The 16,532-nt window shown below is 73.5% G+C and carries 17 protein-coding genes; 9 read left to right on the top strand and 8 right to left on the bottom strand.

Annotation, left to right across the window (positions count from 1 at the left end; translation table 11 throughout):
* Positions 1 to 100 precede the first annotated feature (100 nt).
* Together ACP7TJ_RS02485 and ACP7TJ_RS02490 are read left to right on the top strand one after the other, a co-directional pair.
* Positions 101 to 997, top strand: coding sequence for a LysR substrate-binding domain-containing protein (locus tag ACP7TJ_RS02485; protein ID WP_370162628.1), 897 nt, complete (start codon positions 101 to 103; stop codon positions 995 to 997).
* Positions 998 to 1,011: 14 nt separating this feature from the next.
* Positions 1,012 to 1,527 carry a mycothiol transferase gene (locus tag ACP7TJ_RS02490; protein ID WP_427761915.1) on the top strand — a complete coding sequence of 172 codons (516 nt, stop codon included), beginning with the start codon at positions 1,012 to 1,014 and terminating at the stop codon, positions 1,525 to 1,527.
* Here ACP7TJ_RS02490 and ACP7TJ_RS02495 read toward each other — a convergent pair.
* The 4 genes from ACP7TJ_RS02495 to ACP7TJ_RS02510 all read right to left on the bottom strand — a co-directional run bounded on the left by ACP7TJ_RS02495 (position 1,491) and on the right by ACP7TJ_RS02510 (position 5,501).
* On the bottom strand, positions 1,491 to 2,588 hold the full coding sequence (locus ACP7TJ_RS02495) for an adenosine deaminase (RefSeq protein WP_167742691.1): 1,098 nt from the start codon (positions 2,586 to 2,588) through the stop codon (positions 1,491 to 1,493). The genes ACP7TJ_RS02490 and ACP7TJ_RS02495 overlap by 37 nt on opposite strands.
* 38 nt (positions 2,589 to 2,626) lie before the next feature.
* A complete protein-coding gene (locus ACP7TJ_RS02500; RefSeq protein WP_427761918.1) occupies positions 2,627 to 3,019 on the bottom strand; it encodes a VOC family protein in 393 nt (130 codons plus the stop codon).
* Between the two features lie 101 nt (positions 3,020 to 3,120).
* Positions 3,121 to 4,500: a phospholipase gene (locus tag ACP7TJ_RS02505; protein WP_427761920.1), complete on the bottom strand. Its 1,380-nt coding sequence runs from the start codon at positions 4,498 to 4,500 to the stop codon at positions 3,121 to 3,123.
* A 95-nt stretch (positions 4,501 to 4,595) separates the two neighbouring features.
* Positions 4,596 to 5,501, bottom strand: a complete 906-nt coding sequence (locus tag ACP7TJ_RS02510; protein ID WP_093768424.1) for a glycoside hydrolase family 19 protein — start codon at positions 5,499 to 5,501, stop codon at positions 4,596 to 4,598.
* A 330-nt stretch (positions 5,502 to 5,831) separates the two neighbouring features.
* Here ACP7TJ_RS02510 and ACP7TJ_RS02515 point away from each other — a divergent pair, with 330 nt between their 5' ends.
* The 3 genes from ACP7TJ_RS02515 (at position 5,832) to ACP7TJ_RS02525 (ending at position 7,403) form a co-directional block, all read left to right on the top strand.
* Entirely contained in the window at positions 5,832 to 6,428 is a 597-nt protein-coding gene (locus ACP7TJ_RS02515) for a dihydrofolate reductase family protein (RefSeq protein WP_266544271.1), read from the top strand.
* Positions 6,429 to 6,577: 149 nt separating this feature from the next.
* Positions 6,578 to 7,021: an SPW repeat protein gene (locus ACP7TJ_RS02520; protein ID WP_093768422.1), complete on the top strand. Its 444-nt coding sequence runs from the start codon at positions 6,578 to 6,580 to the stop codon at positions 7,019 to 7,021.
* Between the two features lie 118 nt (positions 7,022 to 7,139).
* The gene (locus ACP7TJ_RS02525) at positions 7,140 to 7,403 is read left to right on the top strand and encodes a GlsB/YeaQ/YmgE family stress response membrane protein (protein ID WP_093768421.1); all 264 of its coding nucleotides are present in this window, start codon (positions 7,140 to 7,142) and stop codon (positions 7,401 to 7,403) included.
* A 105-nt stretch (positions 7,404 to 7,508) separates the two neighbouring features.
* Here the strand turns inward: ACP7TJ_RS02525 and ACP7TJ_RS02530 are convergent, their stop codons facing one another.
* Positions 7,509 to 8,300 (bottom strand): GNAT family N-acetyltransferase, encoded by a 792-nt coding sequence (locus ACP7TJ_RS02530; RefSeq protein ID WP_367491468.1) that lies wholly within the window; start codon positions 8,298 to 8,300, stop codon positions 7,509 to 7,511.
* A 97-nt stretch (positions 8,301 to 8,397) separates the two neighbouring features.
* Between ACP7TJ_RS02530 and ACP7TJ_RS02535 the strand changes: the two genes are divergently transcribed.
* A complete protein-coding gene (locus ACP7TJ_RS02535) occupies positions 8,398 to 8,883 on the top strand; it encodes a nucleoside deaminase (protein WP_093768419.1) in 486 nt (161 codons plus the stop codon).
* Between the two features lie 68 nt (positions 8,884 to 8,951).
* Here ACP7TJ_RS02535 and ACP7TJ_RS02540 read toward each other — a convergent pair whose 3' ends face one another.
* Entirely contained in the window at positions 8,952 to 9,596 is a 645-nt protein-coding gene (locus ACP7TJ_RS02540; protein WP_093768418.1) for a chaplin, read from the bottom strand.
* A gap of 299 nt (positions 9,597 to 9,895) precedes the next feature.
* Between ACP7TJ_RS02540 and ACP7TJ_RS02545 the strand changes: the two genes are divergently transcribed.
* Positions 9,896 to 11,515: an alpha/beta hydrolase gene (locus ACP7TJ_RS02545; protein ID WP_189910475.1), complete on the top strand. Its 1,620-nt coding sequence runs from the start codon at positions 9,896 to 9,898 to the stop codon at positions 11,513 to 11,515.
* A gap of 11 nt (positions 11,516 to 11,526) precedes the next feature.
* Here ACP7TJ_RS02545 and ACP7TJ_RS02550 read toward each other — a convergent pair whose 3' ends face one another.
* On the bottom strand, positions 11,527 to 11,934 hold the full coding sequence (locus ACP7TJ_RS02550; RefSeq protein ID WP_093768416.1) for a hypothetical protein: 408 nt from the start codon (positions 11,932 to 11,934) through the stop codon (positions 11,527 to 11,529).
* A 111-nt stretch (positions 11,935 to 12,045) separates the two neighbouring features.
* Here ACP7TJ_RS02550 and ACP7TJ_RS02555 point away from each other — a divergent pair, with 111 nt between their 5' ends.
* Together ACP7TJ_RS02555 and ACP7TJ_RS02560 are read left to right on the top strand one after the other, a co-directional pair.
* A complete protein-coding gene (locus ACP7TJ_RS02555; RefSeq protein WP_386002402.1) occupies positions 12,046 to 13,140 on the top strand; it encodes a chemotaxis protein in 1,095 nt (364 codons plus the stop codon).
* Between the two features lie 311 nt (positions 13,141 to 13,451).
* Positions 13,452 to 14,876, top strand: a complete 1,425-nt coding sequence (locus ACP7TJ_RS02560) for a PP2C family protein-serine/threonine phosphatase (protein ID WP_427761925.1) — start codon at positions 13,452 to 13,454, stop codon at positions 14,874 to 14,876.
* Between the two features lie 34 nt (positions 14,877 to 14,910).
* Here the strand turns inward: ACP7TJ_RS02560 and ACP7TJ_RS02565 are convergent, their stop codons facing one another.
* The gene (locus ACP7TJ_RS02565) at positions 14,911 to 16,401 is read right to left on the bottom strand and encodes a DNA-binding protein NsdB (RefSeq protein ID WP_093768413.1); all 1,491 of its coding nucleotides are present in this window, start codon (positions 16,399 to 16,401) and stop codon (positions 14,911 to 14,913) included.
* Between the last annotated feature and the right edge of the window lie 131 nt (positions 16,402 to 16,532).

Consider the following 16,532-nt stretch of genomic DNA (forward strand, 5'->3'; position numbering starts at 1 on the left):
TCGTGGCGGTTCGTCGGACCGCCCGTCCACTCTGTCGTGACCTGCGGGGAGTGGTCCAACAGGAGAATCCGATGGAATTCAGCGGCTACGCTTCTCAATCATGGAACTGCGCCATCTCCAGCACTTCGTGGCCGTCGCCGAGGACCAGCACTTCACCCGTGCGGCGGAGCGGCTGATGGTCTCCCAGTCGGGCCTGTCGGCGTCCGTCCGGGCGCTGGAGCGCGAGCTGCAGACGCCGCTGTTCGTGCGGACCACCCGCAGGGTGACGCTCACCGAGGCGGGGCGGGCGCTGCTCGCGGAGGCCGAACGCATCCTGGCACAGGTGCGGGCCGCGCACGAGGCGGTGGCCGCGGTGCAGGGGGTGCTGCGCGGCACCCTCGCGGTGGGGACGGAGCAGTGCATCGCCGGGGTGAACGTGGCGGAGCTGCTCGCCGCGTTCCGGCGGCGCCACCCGGGCGTGGAGATACGGCTGCGGCAGTGGGGTTCGGCCGCGCTCGCCGAGGAGGTCGCGGCCGGGCGGCTGGACCTCGCCTTCGCCTACCGCACCGACGCCGACCCGGACCAGCTGCGCGCCGTGCCGCTGACCGGCGAGCCGATGACGGTGCTGTGCCACCCCCACCACCGGCTCGCCCGCGCCGGGGCGCCCGTCACCCCGCGGGACCTGGCCGACGAGGTGTTCGTCGACTTCCATCCCGACTGGGGTCCGCGCCGCGCCACGGACGCGGCGTTCGCGGTCGCGGGCGTACGGCGCACGGTGGCGCTGGAGGTGAACGACGTGCACAGCCTGCTCGACCTGGTCGACGAGAACCTCGGCGTGGCGGTGGCGCCGAGCCACTTCCGGCACAAGCGCCCCTCGCTCACCGCGCTGCCGCTGAAGGACACCGGCGAGGCGGCGTACGAGACGGTGGCGCTGGTGCCGTCGCCGCGCGCCACCAGCCCGGCGGCGCGGGCGCTGATGGAACTGCTGGACACCGGGGCGCGCGACGCCGGGAGGTGAGCGAGTCTGGAGGCATGCATGCCAAGGACATCCTCATCGACGGCTTCGGCCGCGTCCGGGAAGAGGTCCACGCCGCCGTCGGGGGCCTCGGCCCCGACGAGCTCGCCGCCCGGCCCACGCCGGAGGCCAACAGCATCGTGTGGCTGGTGTGGCACCTCACCCGGATCCAGGACGACCACGTCGCGGACGCCTTCGGCCTGGAGCAGGTGTGGCCGGCCGACGGCTGGGAGAAGCGGTTCGGGCTCGGTCTGCCGCGCGGCTCGACCGGGTTCGGGCACACCCCGGCGCAGGTCGCCAAGGTGCGCGTCGACTCCCCCGACCTGCTGACCGGCTACCACGACGCCGTCCAAGCGCAGACCCTGGGCGCGCTGCGGACGCTCACCGCGAAGGACCTGGAACGCGTCGTCGACGAGAACTGGGACCCGCCGGTCACCCTGGGCGTACGGCTGGTCAGCGTCCTGTCCGACGACCTCCAGCACGTCGGACAGGCCGCCTACGCCCGCGGGCTGCTCGGGAGCACGGCGTCGTAACCGGGCAGGACGACGTCCCGGATCAGCGCGACGCGCTCGTCGTACGGCAGGAACGCGCTCTTCACCGCGTTCAGGGTGACCGTGCGCAGGTCCTCGGCGGTCCAGCCGGCCTGCTCCGCCAGCAGGGTCATCTCGCGGGTCATGGTGGTGCCGGAGACCAGGCGGTTGTCGGTGTTGACGGTGACGCGGAAGCCGAGGTCCTTCAGCGGGGTGATCGGGTGCTCGGCGATCGAGGCCGCGGCGCCGGTCTGGAGGTTGGAGGTGGGGCACATCTCCAGGGCGATGCGGCGGTCGCGGACCCAGGAGGCGAGCGGGCCGAGCTTGCCGCCCGCGAGGTCCGGGATGTCCTCGGTGATGCGCACGCCGTGCCCGATGCGCTGGGCGCCGCACACCTGGACGGCCTGGTGGATGCTGGGCAGTCCGTGGGCCTCGCCGGCGTGGACGGTGAACGGCACGCTCTCGCGGCGCAGGTGCTCGAAGGCGGCGAGGTGGTCGGCGGCCGGGAAGCCGTCCTCGGCGCCGGCGATGTCGAAGCCGACGACGCCGGCGTCCCGGAAGGCGACGGCCAGGTCGGCGGCCTCGCGGACCCGGTCGAACATCCGCATGCCGCACAGCAGCGTGCCGACCCGGACGGGCGTCCCGGCGGCGGCCGCCTTGGCCATGCCGGCGGCCAGCCCCTCCTGGACCGTCTCCACGACCTCGGCCATGGTGAGCCCGCCGCGGGTGTTCAGCTCGGGGGCGTAGCGCACCTCGCCGTAGACGACGCCGTCGGCGGCGAGGTCCAGGACGTACTCCTCGGCGGTGCGCAGCAGGCCCTCGCGGGTCTGCATCACGGCCAGGGTGTGCTCGAAGGTGGCGATGTAGCGCACCAGGTCGCCCGAGTCGGCGGCCTCCACGTACCAGGCGGCGAGCTCGTCCGGGTCGGTGGTGGGCAGGCTGTGGCCGACGGACTCGGCCAGCTCCACGACCGTGGCCGGGCGCAGGCCGCCGTCGAGGTGGTCGTGCAGGACCGCCTTGGGGAGGCGGCGGATCGTGTCGGCGTCTATGCGCGTAGATGACATGGCTGGCGGTTCCTCGGCGTGTGGTTCGGCGTGATGGATCAGTCGGCGGACTGGAGCAGGTCCCAGCGGTTGCCGTAGAGGTCCTGGAAGACGGCGACCGAGCCGTACGGCTCGTGGCGCGGCTCCTCCAGGAAGGTCACCCCGGCGGCCGTCATGCGGGCGTGGTCGCGGGCGAAGTCGTCGGTGTGCAGGAAGAAGCCCACACGGCCGCCGGTCTGGTCGCCCACCCGGGCCCGCTGCTCGTCCCGCGCGGCGCGGGCCAGCAGCAGCGCGGCGCCGGTGTGCCCGGCGCCGGGCTCGACGACGACCCAGCGGCCGCCGTCCGGCCGGGGCGTGTCCTCGGCGAGCCGGAAGCCGAGGGACTCGGTGTAGAAGCGGATCGCCTCGTCGTAGTCGTGGACGACGAGGGTGACCAGGGCAATGCGTCTCATCGTCACCTCTCGCAGGGGTTGACCGGAGAGGTTATACGTAAAACTGCGGGAAACGCCAGTCCCGCCCCGACAGCTGTGCCGGGGCGGGACTGGCGTTTCCCTCACGGGTAGGTGTAGGTGTTCAGCGCGTCGACGGCGGCCGCGGGGTTGCCCAGGTCGTAGCGGTCGACGGCGAGGTACGTGGGCTTCTTGCGGGCGGCCGGCTGGCAGAACCGGCGGGCGCGGTCGGCGAGCTTGGCGTTGTCGGTCGCGACGGTGGAGGCGACGGCGGCGTCCCGGAAGTGGTTCATGACGAAGAGGGGCCGGAAGCCGGGCTCGGTGCGGGTCAGCGGGATCGTGGTGTTCGCGTCGTACCAGCGGCTGTAGCAGGACCAGTCGGAGGAGCCGACGCCCGGTCCCATGGACCAGTGATTCTCGACGGTCCACTCCCGCTGGTACATCACGCCGAAGGTGTCCCGCGTCAGCCCGGCCGAGCGGTCGGCCTCCCGGCTGTGGTCGGTGAAGATCAGCAGCCGGTGCCCGTCTGCGGCCAGTTCGCCCGTCGTGGGCCAGCCGTTCTCCCGTACCCCGGTCCGGTCAGGGCGGTACAGCACCTCCGACAGCCCTTGGACCCGGTCCAGTTCGGCGCGCAGGACGCCCGGGTCCACGTAGTCCTCCAGGAAGACGGTGACGAACTCGTCCGGGCGGGCGCGCAGGAAGTCGACGATCCGCTGGAGGTCGACCCACAGGGCGACGGGTCTGCGCACCAGGGTGCAGCTGTTGTGGCAGAGGATGGCGCCGTCCGGCGTCTGGTGGACGTCCAGCATGAAGCCGCGGACGCCGTCGGCGAGTTGCTGCTGGATGCCCCGGCTCTGGTTGGGGAAGAGGTAGACGAAGGGCGGGGCGAAACCGCCGTCGACGCCGTTCGCGTAGGCGTTGTGGGCGGTGAGGAACGTGACCTGGTCCAGGGTGCGTTGCCCCCGCGGCGGCATCGGGCCGCCGGGCGCGTCGGCCGGGGTGAGGTACCAGGCGGCCAGGTCGCCGGCGCCGCTGCCGACGGACAGCGGGGCGGGGTGGGTGGCGCCGGCGGGCTTGGGCGCGACGGTGAGGCGCCGGTCGGCGCCGGGGTCGGCGAGCGCGTACCGGTCGGCGCCGAGTGGGGTGATCTGCCAGCGCGCCTCGGCGGCCGTGCAGGAGACGGTGCGGGCCCGGTCGCCGGCCCGTCCGAGGCAGGAGCCGGGGCTGTCGGTGTTCTCCAGCAGGTGTCCGGCGCCGTCGGGGCGCAGGGTCCACTGCTGGCGGTCCTCGTTGCCGCGCGGGCGGTGCTGTTCGACCGTTCCGGAGGCGTCGGCGGCGTTGAGGCCGGTGACGACGCTCTGGACGTAGTACGTGCCGGGCGGCGGCACGGCGTCGGCGCCCGCGGCGGGCGCGGGGGTCACGGCCGCCGCGGCGAGCGCGGCGGCCGTGACGGCGGTGGCGAGCAGGGCGTGGGGGGTGCGCATGCGGTTCCCTTCGTCCGGAGGGGCGGGCCGTGCACGGGGGCGAGGCCCGCCCCGGAGTTAGGTCAGGTGCATGACACCACGCCGCGCCGTCCGCGTCAGCAGTACAGGTTGCCGCCGGGGGTCGTCCCGAGGATCTGGGTGAACTGCTGGTACTTCGTCACCCGGCTCTGCACCTGCGCCGGGTTCCTGCCGTCGCACTCCAGGGAGCCGTTGATGCTGCGGATCGTCTGGCCGAAGCCGGCGCCGTTCACCATGGCGGCGTGGCCGGTCATGGTGCCCGGACCGGACTGCGTGTTCCAGTACCAGAGGGCGGTCTTCCAGGCGACGGCCGCGTCGTTCTGCACCAGCCAGGGGTTGCCCAGCAGGTCGATGCCCAACGCGTCCCCCGCGGCCTTGTAGTTGAAGTTCCAGCTCAGCTGGATCGGACCGCGCCCGTAGTAGGCGGCCTGGCCGGCCGGGCATCCGTACGGCTGGCTCCAGTCGCAGTAGTGCGGGTAGTTGGCCTGGTTCTGCTCCACCACGTGCACCAGACCGCCGGTCTCGTGGCTGACGTTGGCCAGGAAGGCGGCGGCCTCCTGCTTCTTCACCGTGTCGCTGCCGGTGTTGGCGAAGCCGGGGTAGGCGCTCAGCGCGGCGGTGAGGCCGCTGTACGTGTAGAAGGGATTCCGGTTCGGGAACATCTGGTTGAACTGCGCCTCGGTCACGACGAAGTTCCCGACGGGCGTCCCGGGCCCGTTGTCACAGGCGTAGGGCTCCCAGTACCAGGTGCTGATGGTCGGGTCGTAGCCCGGGTTGGCGTGCTCGGCGATGTACGCCTTGCCATCGGTGTAACGGACGACGGCGCCCGCCTCGTACCACTGTCCGGCGACCCAGGCGGGGTAGCTGGAACAGGCGGCCGCGGCGGCGGCCGAGGCGGTGCCGGCCGCGGCGGGGAGCAGCAGCGGCGCGCTGCCGGCGAGGACGAGGGCGGCGGTCACGGCGGCGATACGACGTCTCGACAAGGGATCAACTCCTTCGCGGAACACGGCCGCTCCCGCGACGAGGACATGCCGGGGCGAGGCCTCGCCCGCACGCGCCGACGGGGCCGGTCACGGCGTGGGGGCGGCCGTGGTGGGGGGTGTGCAGCACACTCAAGCGCTTTGGTCTGTACCAGTCAAGGGTTTAGACCAGTCACCGTGGCGCATACATGCCCACGCGGCGGCGTCACGAGATGCGGCGGCTCGCCCTCACGGCGCCGGCCGGCCTGCCATGATCACTCGATGGCCCGCCGCGCACGCCGTCCCGGCGGCCCGGGCCGCACCCGACCGCCCGACAACGGAGAAGGACCCCGCATGCGCAAGCTCGTCCATTACGTCGCCATCACGCTCGACGGCTTCATCGCGGGCCCCGACGGCGCGGACCCCACCGGCCCGGACGGCTTCTGGCCGATACCGGAGGACTACGTCCAGCACCTCGCGGCCGAGTATCCGGAGACGCTGCCCGTCCACGCCCGGCAGGCGCTGTCGGTCACGGCCGAGGGCACGCGCTTCGACACCGTGCTGGAGGGGCGGCGCAGCTACGAGATCGGCCTCGCGGCCGGCATCCCCGACGCCTACCCCCATCTGCGGCACCTCGTCTTCTCCCGGACCCTGACCGAGAGCCCGGCCCCGGCCGTCGAACTGGTCGCCGACGACCCGGTGGCCACCGTGCGGGAGCTCAAGCGGCAGGAGGGCAAGGACATCTGGCTGCTCGGCGGCGCCGAACTCGCGGGCTCCCTGTACGCCGAGATCGACACGCTGATCCTCAAGGTCGGCCCGGTGACGATCGGCGACGGGATCCCGCTGTTCTCCCGCAAGGCCGCCTTCGACCCGCGCACCTGGACGCTCGCGGACCACACGGTGCTCAAGGGCGGCGCGGTGTTCCTCACGTACACACGGACCGGCGAGTAGCCGCCGGCGCGGGGCCGGCGGCCAGGCGCTCCGGGCGGGCCGCTCCCCCCCTACACATAAAGGAGAAATAAGAGCACAATGGGACTAACGCGGCGCTTACCGCATACCGCACCAGCCGCGGCCAGGCCTGCTAGTCGAAGGAGACGACCATGGCCAACGTCTCTCACCAACGCGGAGATCTCTCCAGCCATCCGGACGCACCGGAGATGCGGGCACGCTACGAACGCGTCCTCGGCAGCCGTGACGTGGCCTTCGTGGACGGGCCGGTGTTCCTGCTCGGCCTCTACTGCGCGGTGTCACCGTGGATCCTCCACTACACGACGAGCCAGCCGCCGCTCGTGACGCACAACCTGATCGTCGGCATCGCGATCGGTCTGCTCGCCCTCGGGTTCACGGCGGCCCCCTCGCGCATGTACGGCCTCAGCGGAGCCATGTGCGCGCTGGGCATCTGGATGATCATCTCTCCATGGGTCGTGGGCACCAACCCTGATGCCGGGGTGATCTGGAACAACGTCGTCATCGGCGCCCTCACCGTGATCCTGGGCACGGCCTGCGCCGCCACGGCGGCCAGGGCGGCATCCAAGTCGTCGTAGAGGCCCGACCCCCGCTCCCCCCGGCCGGTCCGCGTCGCCTCGCGGGCCGGCCTCTCTGCGACTGCCGCCACGGGCAGCGGGAAGACGCTCCTCAGCGGAGGACAGGGAAAGGGGAGACATGGAGATCGACGGCATCATCAGCGCCCTCGTCATCGGCATCGTCATCGGCGTCCTGGGCCGCCTGGTCGTCCCGGGCCGCCAGCGCATCGGCATCCTGTGGACCATCCTCGTCGGCATCGCCGCCGCCCTCATCGGCTCGGCCCTCGCGTCGGCGCTCGGGGTGGCGGACACCAACGGCGTGGACTGGGTGGAGTGGCTGATCCAGATCGCCCTCGCGGCGGTGGGCGTGGCGGCCCTGGACCGGGCGAAGCTGAACCGCTGAGACGCGGCGTCCTTTCCGGCGGCGGTGGCTGTCCCACGGGCGGTGACGTTTCACGCCTCGTGGGACAGCCACCGTTCGTGCGCGTCCCCCCGGCCGGGTCCCGGTCTACGGGGCGTAGACGTACGGTGTCGTCACCGTCAGCTCGGTGAAGCCCAGGCGGCTCAGGATGGGGCGGCTCCGGGGGGACGCGTCCACATGGAGGCGGGAGTAGCCGCGGGCGGCGGCCATACGCGCCCGGTGGGTGATCAAGGCGCGGTAGACGCCTCGGCCCCGCCACTCCGGCACCGTGCCGCCGCCCCACAGGCCCGCGAAGCTCGTGCCCGGGGTCAGTTCCATGCGGGCCGCGCCGACCGGGACGTCGCCGGCCAGGGCGAGGACGGCGACGACCGTGTCCGGGGTGCCGGTCAGGGCGTCGAGCAGCTGGCGGCGGAGGCGGGACGCGTCGTCGCCGAAGGCGCGTTCGTGCACCTCGGCGACCTGGTCCACGCCGGTGCGGTCGGTGACCGGGAGGACGCGGACGCCGTCGGGGACCTCCGCGGTCAGCGCGAGCGCGTCGATCTCCGCCGCCATCAGCGTCTCGTCCGGCCCGGGCGTGAAGCCGGCCGCCACGAGACGCCGGCCCAGGTCCGCCGGGAGGTCGTGGGCGTACAGCTTCCACTCGAAGGGGAGGCCCCGGGCCGTGTAGTGCGCGATCTGCTCCGTGATCGCCGCGTCCGCCTCCTCCGCCGAGGTGAAGCCGGACCAGACGACTCCGTTCCAGCCGTGTGCGGGGGCTGTGCGGCGTACCACCCGGCCCACGCGTTCCACGACGTCGTCGGGGCCGTCGGCGTGGGCTCCCTGGCGTGTCTCGCGGTCGTAGAGGGTGAGCAGGGCGGCCGGTGCGCTGGTGGAGGGCATGGCGGGAGTGCATCATCCGCCGGTCGCGGCGGCAACGGATTAAGGTGGCCGGCGATCACGCCGTCGAGAGGACGGCCGGAGGGACGGGACGACGACCATGGCTGTGCGGGACGACGAACTGCCGTACCTGCGGCGCTGCGTGGAGCTCGCCGCCGAGGCGCTGGAGGCGGGCGACGAGCCGTTCGGGTCGGTGCTGGTGTCCGGGGACGGCACCGTGCTCGCCGAGGACCACAACCGGGTGGCCTCCGGCGACCGCACCCGGCACCCCGAGTTCGAGCTGGCGCGCTGGGCGGCCGCGCACATGACGCCCGAGGAGCGGGCCGCCGCCACCGTCTACACCTCGGGCGAGCACTGCCCGATGTGCGCCGCCGCCCACGCCTGGGTGGGCCTGGGACGCATCGTGTACGTCGCCTCCTCCGAGCAGCTGACGTCCTGGCTGACGGAGCTGGGCGCGGCCGCGCCGCCCGTGCGGCCGCTGCCGGTCTCCGCGATCGCCCCGGAGGTGACCGTGGACGGGCCGGTGCCCGAACTGACCGACGCGATCGCGGCGTTGCACCGGCGGTTCCATCGGCAGGGCGACTGACGCGGCCCGCCCCCGGTCCGGCCGGCGCGGCGGACCCGGGGGCGGGGGGAGCGTTTGTGTGAGGGCGGTCAGACGCCCGCGCGGAGCCGGGCGCGGCGGTAGAGGGCGACTCCGCCCAGGAACATCGCGGCGCCGCTGGCCAGCACCGGGAGCGTGTGGTCGGCGCCGGTCTCGGCGAGCGCGACCTGCTCCGCCGGGGCCGCGTGCCGCGGCGCCGGGGCGGGCAGCGTGCGGGCCGGCACGGTCCGCTCGGGCTCGGGCTCCGGGTGCTCACCAGGGGTGTTGACGGAACTGTTGTCCGTCGACGGGTTGCCGATGCCGACCACGTTCACGCTGTTCCCCGTCACGTTGACCGGGGCGTGCACCGGGAGCTGCACGCCGTTGCCGGACAGCAGGCCCGGCGAGCCGTGCGCGTCGCCCTCGGCGGAGGCGCCGGACACGCCGGAGGCGCCCTGCGCGGAGCCGGACGAACCGTGCGAGGCGTCCTCGTGCCGTACGTCCTCGTTGACGCAGGTGTTGCCCGCGGCCGGGTTGAGGAGGCCCACCACGTTCACCGTGTTCCCGCACACGTTCACCGGGACGTGCACCGGGAGCTGAACGCTGTTCCCGGACGCCACTCCGGGCGATCCGGCCGCGACGCCCTCCGCCCCGGAATCGGCGTACGCCGGCATCGCCACGGCCATCGCGCCGGACGCGGCGGCGACGGCGATCACACCGTTTCGGGTAACCCTTCGCATAGGTTCCCTGCCCTTCCAGACTTGGTCGCGAGCGTTCGCCCGCCACCGGATAGAACGCGGACGTGGCATCCGGGTTATGGCTCCTCCGTATGCCGCAGCCGGTTCACCCCATAGGGGGTCCCGGGGTTCGAACCTCCGGCAAAGCGCGTCGAACTCCCGGTGCCCGAACGCGGGGACGCGGGCCGGTCACCGGCGGCGCACGGCCGACGGGCGGGCGCGGCGGGGCCCGCTTATGGTGGGCGAGGGCGCCGGTCGGGGCGCCTTGGGAGGCTTCGATGCTGGGCGAGCTGTCCGAGCGACTCCGGGGCGGTCACCACGCGAACGCGCTGCCGCCCTCCTTCCGGCGCGGCGCGGCGGCCGGAGCGGCCGGGCTGGTCCTGCTGGCGACGGGTCTGACGGCCACCGCGCGCGACGAGCCCGGCCTGAGCCGCTTCTACGACCAGAAGATCGAGTGGGCCGCCTGCGAGGGCACGGAGCTGCCGCAGGACCTCCAGTGCGGGACGGTCACCGTGCCGCTCGACTACGCCGACCCCGGCAAGGGCACCCTGGAGCTGGCGCTCGCCCGCTACCGCGCGTCCTCCGACGACCCTCGCGGCTCGGTGCTGCTGAACTTCGGCGGTCCGGGCGGCTCCGGGGTGCAGGGCCTGGCCTACGGCCGCGAGGACTTCCTCGGTCTGACCGACGACTACGACGTGGTGTCGTTCGACCCGCGGGGTGTGGGCCGTTCCTCCCCCGTGAGCTGCGGGGCCGATGCCACCAGCCGCGCGCTGGAGGCGACCGGCGGCGAGGAGACGGACGATCCGCGCGACGCGCTGCGGCAGTTGCGCGAGGTGGCGGCGGAGTGCGAGAAGCGCTCCGGGCCGGTCCTCGCCCACATGGGCACCGTGGACGTGGCCCGCGACCTGGACGTGATGCGCCAGGCGCTGGGCGACAGGAAGCTCAACTACCTCGGGTTCTCCTACGGGACCCGGCTCGGCGCGGTGTACGCGGCCCGGTTCCCCGACAAGGTGGGCCGGATGGCGCTGGACGGCGTGGACACGCTCACCGAGCCCCTGGCCGAGCAGGGGCTCGCCGGCGCGCGGGGGCAGCAGACGGCGCTGGAGAACTTTCTCGCCTGGTGCACCGAGGAGCTCGCCTGCCCGTTCGGGCAGGACGCGCGCGCCGCCCGCGAGCAGGTCGTGGACCTGGTGCGCTCCCTCGACGACACCCCGGTGCCGACCGACTTCGGCTACGAGTTCACCGGCCAGGACCTGGCCGGCGCCCTCGCGCAGGGTCTCTACACCAAGGAGATGTGGCCGGTGCTGCAGCAGGCGCTCGCCCAGCTGATGGAGGACGGCGACACCAGCGGTGTGGAGTCCCTCGCCTCCGGCGGGATGGCACCCGCGCCCGCCCCGGCCCCGGCACGCGACGACGAGCCCCTCGCCGACGAGGAGGACATCCCCCTGGACAACCTCCCGGCGGCGCTGATGGCGGTGAACTGCGCCGACGACCCCGACCGTCCGGACGAGGAGCAACTCACCGAGGAGCTCACCCGCTTGCGCGCCGCGTACGAGGAGGCCTCCCCGGTGTTCGGACCGTACCGGCTGGCACAGGTGGTGCTGTGTCACGGCCGTCCGAAGGGGACCGACTACATCCGGGAGAAGGTCAAGGACCTCGACACCCCGAAGATGCTGCTGGTCGGCACCCGCGGCGACCCCGCCACCCCGTACCACTGGACGGAGCAGACGGCGAAGCGGCTGGGTCCGTCGGCCGTGGTGCTGGACAACCGCAACGACGGCCACACCGGCTACGGTTCGTCCGACTGCGTCCACCGCAAGGTCGACGACTTCCTGCTCTACGGCTCCCTGCCGCCGAGCGGGAGTTCCTGCGGCACGGAGGACGAGGACCGCATCTGACGCGGTCCCCGCTACCCGGAGGCCTCCTCGGCACCGCCCGCCTCGTCCCTGTCCGCGTCCCCGCCGGGCCGCAGTGCCCGGGCGGCCTCCCCGGCGTCCGGCACGGACACCGCGAGCCGTACGAACGGCGCCGGGGGCCGGAGGTCCAGGAGCACCACCGGGACGCCCGCCCGTACGGCGACGAAGTCGCGACCCCGCACATGCTCCCGCTCCCCCACGCAGAACCGGCCCGGCCGGCAGCGCCCGACCACCGGCGTGCCGCGCATCGCGCGCCACCAGTCGGGCTCCACCCCGGTCGCCGCCACCCACGCCCGCGGCACCCGCACCGCGCGGCGGCGTGCGAGCAGCGCCTCCCGCCACGCCAGCCGGACGACGACGGTCCACCCGTCCGCGTCCCGCTCCACGACCAAGCGCGCCATCGGCGGTCACCTCCCCCACCAGCGTGCACCCGCGGCCCGCCGGACCGCCGTGCGCCCGGCGGGCGCTTTGCCCCGAATGCCCTACCGCGGATTCCGCCCTATGGTGCTGTCATGGAGCACGATCTGAGTCCCTCCGCCCTCGCCGAGCTTCGCCGGCCGCGCCCCTACCCGGCGGTGTCGGTGCTGACGCCGACCCACCGCCGCGACCCGCTGAGCACCGAGGACGCGGTGCGGCTGCGCACCATGGTGGCCGAGGCGAAGAAGAGGCTGGAGTCCGATCCCGCGGTCCCCCGGGACCGGCGCGCCGACGTGGCCGCCCAGCTGGACCGGGCCCTGGCCGAGGTCGATCTCGCGCACACCGAGGACGGCCTGGTCATCTTCGCGGCCCCGGGCGAGCACCAGGTGTGGTCGCTGGCGCGCAGCGTCCCGGAGCGCGTGGTGCTCTCGGACACGTTTCTGACCCGCAACCTGGTCTCCGCGCAGACGGCGGAGCGCCCGTTCTGGGTGCTGTCCGTCGCCGCCGACCGGGCCACGCTGTGGAGCGGCGGCCCGGACCGGGTGACGGAGGAGCGCGCCGGCGGCTTCCCGCTGATCCGCGAGGAGCCCAACTTCGACCCGGAGCGGCTGGAGCGGGTCGGCGACCAGCCCAGCAGCTACCGGGACGAGGACACCCGCCGCTTCCTGAAGGAGGCGGCCACGGCGCTGACGTCCCTGGTGCGCGCCCATCCGAGGCCGCTGTACCTCACCGGCGAGCCGGCGGCGCTGTCGCTGCTGTGCGAGTTCGGCGGCGCCTGCAAGGACGCCGTGCAGGTGCCGCGCGGCGGACTGGTGCACGGAACGCCGGAGATGGTGTGGCAGGCGGTGCGGCCGGTGCTCGAGGAGCAGGACCGCAGGCGGGCCGAGGACGTGGCGCGGGAGCTGGAATCCGCGCGCAGCCGCAAGGAGTTCGCGGCCGGTGTCGACGAGCTGTGGCAGAACGCCCGCGAGGGGCGGATCCGGCTACTGGCCGTCGAGGAGAACTACCGGATCACGGTCCGCGACGACGGCGAGCATCTGATCGTCGCCGAGGACGGCGACCTCGACGCCCGCGAGGACATCGTGGACGAGATCGTCGAGCAGTGCCTGGAGACCGGCGCCGAGGTGCGTTTCGTGCCGGACGGCGCGCTCGGGGACGCGCAGGGCATGGCGGCGGTGCTGCGCTACTGACGGGCGGGGGTGGTACGCGGAGCGACCGCCGCATACCACCCTCGAACGAACAGCCGAGTATCGAACAGGTGAGTGAGCTGGACAGGGCTGCCTGACGGCCCGTCAGTTCACTTGCGTACCATGGGAGTTGGGGCGTCCGGCGAGCACCGGGTGACTACCTCGCGGTAACTCCGTGAAGACGGTGGCATATGCCAAAGGCACCACCTTATCGTGTGTTGCCGAATCCCTTACAGGCCGTGGCGGGCTGTGCAACAGTCGTAACGGTCCCTCCGCCCGCCCGAAGGCCGTATCGTCCCGCATCGGAGCCCGTCATGCCGTCCCCCCTCTCCGCGGACCGCCCCGCCGCCCGGCCGCCGGGATGCGGCCCGGTCGACGCGCTCATCTCGCAGACCCGGCGGCTCAAGGGCGAGGTGGACGCGGTGCGCCGGGACACCCCGGCCGACGCGGGAGATCCCCGGGAGCGGTGGCGTCGCGCGCTGTACGACCTGGCGATGCACCAGCTCGACGACCTGGACGAGCACCTGGCGCAGCTGCGGGACGACCCGCCGCCCGCGCCCGGCGCGTCCGCCGAGGAGTCGCCCGCGCCGTCGGCCGCGCCCCGCGCCTCCCTGCTCAGCCGGGTCGGCAGCGCGGAGTGGGACCTCCTCACGGACGAGGTGAGCTGGTCCGGCGAGCTGTACCGGATCCTCGGCCGCGACCCGGCCGCTCCCCCGCTCACCCTCGACGAACTGCCCTCCCTCGTGTGCGACGAGGACCGGCCGCGACTGACCGAGATGGTCACCGGCTGCCTGGTCGACGGCCGCCCCATCGACGGGGAGTTCCGCGTGGTGCACGCGGACGACGGCATACGGACCGTGCACATGATGGGCGAACCGGTGCTCGGCGCCGACGGCAGCACCGTCTCAATGTGGGCGGTCCTGCGCGACGTCGGCGAACTGCGCCGCTGCCGGAGAACGGTGAGCGAGACCCGTGACTCGCTGCACCGGCACCGGCACGCCGCCGCGCGGAGCGAGCACCGGCTCGCGGTCGAGCTGCAGGAGGCCGTGCTTCCGGCGTGGCACGGCTCCCTGCGGTTCCCGCGGCGCGGCTCACGCGCCCTGGACGTGGCCGCCGCCCAACTGCCGCCCTCCGCACAGGCGTCGGTCGGCGGCGACTGGTACGACGCCCTCGAACTGTCCGACGGCGCCACCCTGCTCGGCGTCGGCGAGCTGACCGGACACGGCGTGGGCGCCGCGTCCGGCGTGGCCATGCTGCTCGGCGCGGTCCGGGGCATGGCGCTGGCCGGCACCGCGCCCGGCCCGCTCCTTGACTGCCTCGACCGGCTGCTCGACACCACCGCCCAGCCGGCCCTGGCCGGCGCCATCTGCCTGCGCTACCGGCACGACACCCGCACCGCGGTGTGGGCACTGGCCGGCCTCCCCGCCCCGCTGCTCTACCGCGGCCGGGCGGGGCGGGCGCTCGACGCGCCGCAGGGTGCGCTGCTGGGCGCCGCCCCGGGCTCCGTACACGGGCAGGCCGAGGAGACCCTCGAGGTCGGCGACCTGCTCCTGCTGCACACCGACGGCCTGGTGCCCGGGCACACCGGGACGGCCGCCGTCCACCGGCTCCTCGCCCTGGCGCCCCGGTTCGCCGGGGGCCGTTCCGCCCAGGACTGCGTCCGGGAGGTCGTACGGGAGTTCGGTGAAGGGGAGCGTGCCGAGCACGCCTGTGTGCTGGTGGCGCGCGTCGCCTCCTGACGGGGGCGTACGCGTGACAGGTGGCGCGTGACCCTCAGGCCCGCGCGGTCCCGCCCTTGCCCCGCGGTCTGGGCAGCGTCAGCTCGATCTCCTCCCGCAGTTCCTTGATCCGCGGGTACGAGGCGTACTCGGCGGTCAGCCGGTACATCTGGCGCAGCCGGTCCCAGGTGCGGCGCGAGGAGTTCTGGCCCATCGACACCAGGGCGAGCCGCGCGAAGCGGTCGGCCTGCTCGGGGTCGTCGGCGATGAAGCACGCGGAGGCCATCGACAGGAAGTCGAAGATCTTCGACCGCTGCTGGGCGTCCACCCGCAGGGCCAGCGCCTTGTCCGCGTAGTGCTGGGCGTGGACGGCCGCGCCCGGCTCGAACTCCGCGAGCGTGCGGTAGGCGAGGGCCTGCATGCCGTACAGATCCGCCTCGTTGAACAGCTGCATCCAGTTCGGCGGCGGCACGTCGCCCTTGTCGGAGACGAACAGGTCCTCCGCCTGGCCCAGGGTGCGGCGCATGGCCTGGCCCTTGCCCATGGACGCCTGCGCCCAGGCCTCGATGGTGTGGAACATGGCGCGGGTGCGCGGCAGGACCTGCTCGCCCGAGCCGGACTGGGCGAGCTTCATCAGGTCCAGCGCCTCGTCGGGCCGGCCCAGGTGCACCATCTGGCGGGCCGCGCGGGACAGCGCCTCGCCGGCGCGCGGGCGGTCGCCGCCCTCCCGTGCCGCGTGGGCGGCGATGACGAAGTACTTCTGCGCCGTCGGCTCCATGCCGACGTCGTGCGACATCCAGCCGGCGAGGACGGCGAGGTTGGCGGCGACGCCCCACAGGCGCCGCTGCAGATGGGGCGGGTGGTGGTAGGCGAGCATGCCGCCCACCTCGTTGAGCTGTCCCACGACCGCCTTGCGCTGGAGTCCGCCGCCGCGGGCGGCGTCCCAGGCGCGGAACACCTCCACGGAGCGCTCCAGTTCCTCGATCTCCTGCGACCCGATGGGGGCGGCCTCGTAGCGGTCGAACCCGGCGGGTTCGGCGTGCAGGGGATCGTGCAGGCGGGGGGCGTCTGCGGTCAGGGCCGGATCGGTGTGCAGCCAGTCGTGCATGGCGCTGCTGAGTGCGGAGCCCGCGGTGAGGGCGGCGCCCGCACCCACCAGGCCGCGTCGGTTGAGCATGAGGTCCATTCCCGTGAATTCGGTGAGGACCTCGGCCGTCCGCTCGGGCGCCCACGGCATTCCGTCGGGATGTTCCGCACTCCCGGCGCGTGGCCGTTTCCCCGTACGCCCGTGCCGGACCAGACCGAGATCCTCGATGGTCACGACACGGCCGAGACGCTCGGTGAACAGAGCCGCCAGCACCCGCGGCACCGGATCGCGCGGGATCTCTCCCATGTCGATCCACCGCCGCACCCGGGAGGTGTCGGTCGCCAGCTGCGGATGGCCCATGGCCGCCGCCTGCCGGTTCACCAGCCTCGCGAGTTCGCCCTTGGACCAGCCGGCCAGGCCGAACAGGTCCGAGAGCCGGGTGTTGGGTTGTCCGCTCACGTCAAGCCCCCAGGTTCTCGGCTGAGTTGACAGTAGCCCGGTGGGGTGTGCCGGGCGACTATTCGCCAGGGTTCGCCAGGGTCCGCCAGATGGTGTGCCAGGGGCCCTCGGGTGTCGAGTAGGAACGCGCC

The sequence above is a fragment of the Streptomyces sp. DSM 41931 genome (assembly GCF_050271085.1).
In the GTDB taxonomy this organism is placed as follows: domain Bacteria; phylum Actinomycetota; class Actinomycetes; order Streptomycetales; family Streptomycetaceae; genus Streptomyces; species Streptomyces albogriseolus.